At 45.0% G+C, this 4,239-nt stretch carries 4 protein-coding genes; 2 read left to right on the top strand and 2 right to left on the bottom strand.

Going from position 1 to position 4,239, the window contains the following annotated elements; genetic code table 11:
* Both QVO88_RS07630 and QVO88_RS07635 read right to left on the bottom strand, forming a co-directional pair.
* A partial coding sequence (locus QVO88_RS07630) for a cellulase family glycosylhydrolase (protein WP_288177887.1) occupies positions 1–505 on the bottom strand: 505 nt, incomplete at its 3' end.
* A gap of 11 nt (positions 506–516) precedes the next feature.
* Positions 517–1,857 carry a family 43 glycosylhydrolase gene (locus QVO88_RS07635; RefSeq protein ID WP_022287905.1) on the bottom strand — a complete coding sequence of 447 codons (1,341 nt, stop codon included), beginning with the start codon at positions 1,855–1,857 and terminating at the stop codon, positions 517–519.
* 256 nt (positions 1,858–2,113) lie between these two features.
* On the opposite strand from QVO88_RS07635, the gene greA reads away from it, so the two are divergent.
* Complete coding sequence (gene greA / locus QVO88_RS07640) at positions 2,114–2,590, top strand: transcription elongation factor GreA (RefSeq protein ID WP_022287906.1); 477 nt, start codon at positions 2,114–2,116, stop codon at positions 2,588–2,590.
* A gap of 37 nt (positions 2,591–2,627) precedes the next feature.
* The gene (gene lysS / locus QVO88_RS07645) at positions 2,628–4,199 is read left to right on the top strand and encodes a lysine--tRNA ligase (protein WP_022287907.1); all 1,572 of its coding nucleotides are present in this window, start codon (positions 2,628–2,630) and stop codon (positions 4,197–4,199) included.
* Positions 4,200–4,239 lie beyond the last annotated feature (40 nt).

Consider the following 4,239-nt stretch of genomic DNA (forward strand, 5'->3'; position numbering starts at 1 on the left):
AGCCGAACATTCCCCACCAGCTTCCGTCCCAGTGGTCGTTTATGATAACATACATATCATTATCCAAAGCGTAGTTTATTATCTCCTCCACTCTGTCGAGATAGGCTTCATTTATGGTGTAATCGCCTTTTTCATACTCCATTGCGTTTGTCCATGCCACAGGCACACGGAGAGAGTCAAAGCCGCTTGCTTTCATGCCCTTTATCATTTCTTCCGTTGTGACAGGCTGACCCCAGAAAGTTTCAAAGCTTTCAGGGTCGGTGTCTGCGGAATAGCTTTTATGACCGTATGCCTCCATTGTGTTGCCAAGGTTTGTGCCGTTGCCCAGAAGTCTTGCAAGCTCGGTTGATGTAAGGTCTTTGTTTATACTTCCGTCATCAGAGGTCTTTGCGCCCTCCTCTGCCTTTGATGAAGAGCTGTCGCTTCCCTTTCCACAGCCTGCAAGCAGTGCAGTACAGCCCATGACCGCTGCAGTAAGAAGCGGGATAAGCCTAAACTTTTCCATGTCATTCCCTCCTATTTCATAAATACAAATTCTTCAAGTTCAAAAAGCGGCTTGTTTTTGAAATAATCTGCTATCCAATCGGCAAGTTCATCTGAAAAAGCTGTAGGCACAAAATAGATAGAATGTCTGCCTGTGAGTGACTTGACTACTCCTGTGTAAACTCCGTCGCCTGTGCCAATATCAACATAGCCTACAGGCTCGCTGTTCTCATAGTCATCAGCATAGACCGCCACCTTTGCAACAGTTCCCATGCCCCTGACTTTCAGGGCTATCTTCATGGTCTTTGAGGAAAAGTCCTCGCCAAAGTCAAAATACTTATAGCCTATAACATTACCCTCGGTGATGTTCACGATACTTCTTGTGAAGATGTCCTTTTCGGTGATAAAACAGCCGCCTTTCAGCACGCAGGCTATATCCGCAGGATAAGGCTTGAAAGGGTCAAGGCTGTCTTCAAAGCCAAGCGATGTCATTTCCACTGTCGGTATCGTTCCGTCAGGGAGAATCTCTATTTTCTCAACGCAGGCACGTCTTGACATTATGGTATTGTTTGTCATTCTGTGATAAAAAATATACCACTGACCATTTATGTTGCACACTGAGCCGTGGTCATTTCCGCCTGGGAAATCCACGCCGTTGTCTATTATATATCCACGATATTTGAACGGGCCTTGTGGCTTATCTGAGGTTGCATAGGCAAGCCTGCTTCCTACACATGGGGAATATATAAGATAGTATGTATCTCCGATTTTCCTCGGGGAGCTTGCCTCAAAGAAACGCTGTTCCTGCGGTGCGTTGTCGCTGTCATCAATGACCGCTCTTTTGTAGCTTCCCTTTTTAATGGTATACATATCCGCAGGGTCTATCTCGTTGAAGTTGGATTCTGTGAAGCCGTAATAAATATACACTCTGCCGTCATCATCAACGAGCACGCCTGCATCATTATAAATGCCGTCATCGCCTGCGTCCTCAGGGTCATATTTATACTGAGAAAGGAGCTTGAAAGGACCTTCGGGCTTATCGGACACGCCAACAACGCCCTTTGAGCCGACTATATAGGCGTAGAGATAATACCTGCCGTCTTTTTCTATAACGTCCGGAGCGAACAGCTTGCGGTCGGTCATTCCCTCGGTATCGGACTTATGGTCACGGTCATCACGGGTATGGAAGCTGTGTCCGTGGCAGACCCAATTGTTAAGGTCATCAAGTGGTGCAGACCAGACTTTCAGTTTATAGTCGCAAAAGTCGCTTTGAGCGGCTCTGTCATGTGAGCCATAAAGATAAACTCTGTCGCCGAAAACTCTCGGCTCGCCGTCAGGGATATACTCCCATGCAGGCAAAATGGGGTTTGGCATGAAAATTTCCTCCTATGTTTTTTCATAACTTGTTTTATCATAAGATAATTATAGATCATACTATTATTATTTTCAATATCCTAACACGCTGTCAGAGGTGAAAATTTGTGCAAAATGTAAAATCGTGCAGACTGTCCAAAGGTGCAAAAAAGCCCGTTTGCGACGGCTTCCGACCTTGACAAAAGAGGGCAAATCGTGTATAATATTAAGTTGATAGTACCCGTATAAAATTATATTGATATAGGAGTGTTTAATTATGGCAGCTATTTCTAAGACTGTTTCAAAAGCAGGTTATGCTAAATTGCAGGAGGAACTTGAATACCTCATTACAGTAAAAAGACGTGAAGTCGCTCAGAAGCTTAAAGAAGCACGTTCTTTCGGAGACCTTTCCGAGAATGCTGAGTACGACGAGGCTAAGAACGAGCAGGCTATCCTTGAATCAAAGATCAATGAGTTAGAGCTTCTCATTTCAAACGCAACTGTCGTTGAGGACGATGATATTTCTGTAAACGAGATAGGCGTAGGCTCTATCATCAAGATAAAGGATATCGAGCTTGACGAGATCGAGGATCTTCAGATAGTAGGTTCAACTGAGTCTGACCCTGACAACGGCAAGATCTCTGACGAGTCACCTATAGGCAAGGCTGCACTCAAGCACAAGGTAGGCGACATTTTCGAGGCTGAAACACCTGCCGGTCTGCTGAAATTCGAGGTCATCGACATTTCAAAGTAACAGACCACTTACAAAACACACGGAAAGGAAAATATAAATGAGCGAGGAAAACCGCACAAACGCTCCTGAGGAAGAGCTTACTCAGGAGGACATAAACAGCTTAAAGAAGATAAGAATGGACAAGCTTGAAGAGCTGAAAGCCAAGGGCAAGAATCCATTTGAGATAACAAAGTATGACGTTACGGCAAGCTGTGCCGAGGCTAAAGCACAGTATGAAAAGCTTGAGGCTGAGCTTAAGGAGCAGGCAGGCGAAGACGAGGAAAAGCTCAAGGAGCTTCTTGAGGCAAACCGCATAACAGTAAGCGTTGCAGGCAGAGTAATGTCAAGACGTCTTATGGGCAAAGCAAGCTTTTTTGACCTGAGAGATAAAAGCGACAAGGTTCAGGTCTATCTGAGAATGAACGAGATCGGCAAGGAAGAATTTGACGATTACAAGAAGGGCGATATCGGTGATATCGTTGGCATTGAGGGCTTTGTATTCAGAACAAAAATGGGTGAGATATCAATTCACGCTCAGAAGTTCGTACTGCTTTCAAAGTCGCTTCTGCCTTTGCCTGAGAAGTGGCATGGTCTGAAGGATCAGGACACTAGATACAGACAGAGATACACAGACCTTATATGCAATCCTGAGGTAAAGGAAACATTTATAAAGAGGTCGCAGATAATTTCATCTATCAGAAGATATCTTGACGGACAGGGCTTCATGGAAGTTGAAACTCCAATGCTGGTATCTAATGCAGGCGGAGCTGCTGCAAGACCATTTGAGACACACTACAACGCACTTGGCGAGGACGTTAAGCTTAGAATTTCTCTGGAGCTTTATCTGAAAAGACTTATTGTCGGCGGACTTGAAAGAGTATACGAGATAGGCAGAGTATTCAGAAACGAGGGTGTTGACGCAAGACACAATCCTGAGTTCACTCTTATGGAGCTTTATCAGGCATACACTGATTACTACGGCATGATGGATCTGACTGAGAATATGTTCAGGCACGTTGCTCAGGAGGTATGCGGCACAACTTGTGTACCATACGGTGACGTAATGATCGACCTTGGCAAGCCGTTTGAGAGAATGACAATGATCGACGCAGTTAAGAAGTATTCTGGTGTTGATTTCTCACAGGTAGCCACAACAGAAGAAGCAAAAGCACTTGCAGACGAGCGTCACATTGAATACGAGGCAAGGCACAAGAGGGGCGACATACTCAACCTGTTCTTTGAGGAATATGTTGAGGAGCATCTTATTCAGCCTACATTCATAATGGATCACCCTATCGAGATTTCTCCACTTACAAAGAAGAAGCCTGAGAATCCTGATTATGTAGAAAGATTTGAGCTTTTCATCACAGGCAGAGAGATGTGCAACGCATACTCAGAGCTGAACGATCCGATAGATCAGCGTGAGAGATTTGCGGCACAGGAAGAGGCATTGAAGCAGGGTGATGAGGAAGCAAACCACACAGACGAGGACTTCCTGAGAGCTTTGGAGATAGGCATGCCACCTACAGGCGGAATTGGTTACGGCATTGACAGACTTGTTATGCTGCTGACTAACTCACCGGCTATTAGAGATGTGCTGTTGTTCCCTACAATGAAGACGTTGGAGTAAGAAAGTGTCGTAATTACGGGCTTTTCGGTGCATTTAGGTC

Origin of the sequence: Ruminococcus sp. CAG:57 (assembly GCF_000435935.1) — a bacterium.
Lineage (GTDB): Bacteria > Bacillota > Clostridia > Oscillospirales > Ruminococcaceae > Hominimerdicola > Hominimerdicola aceti.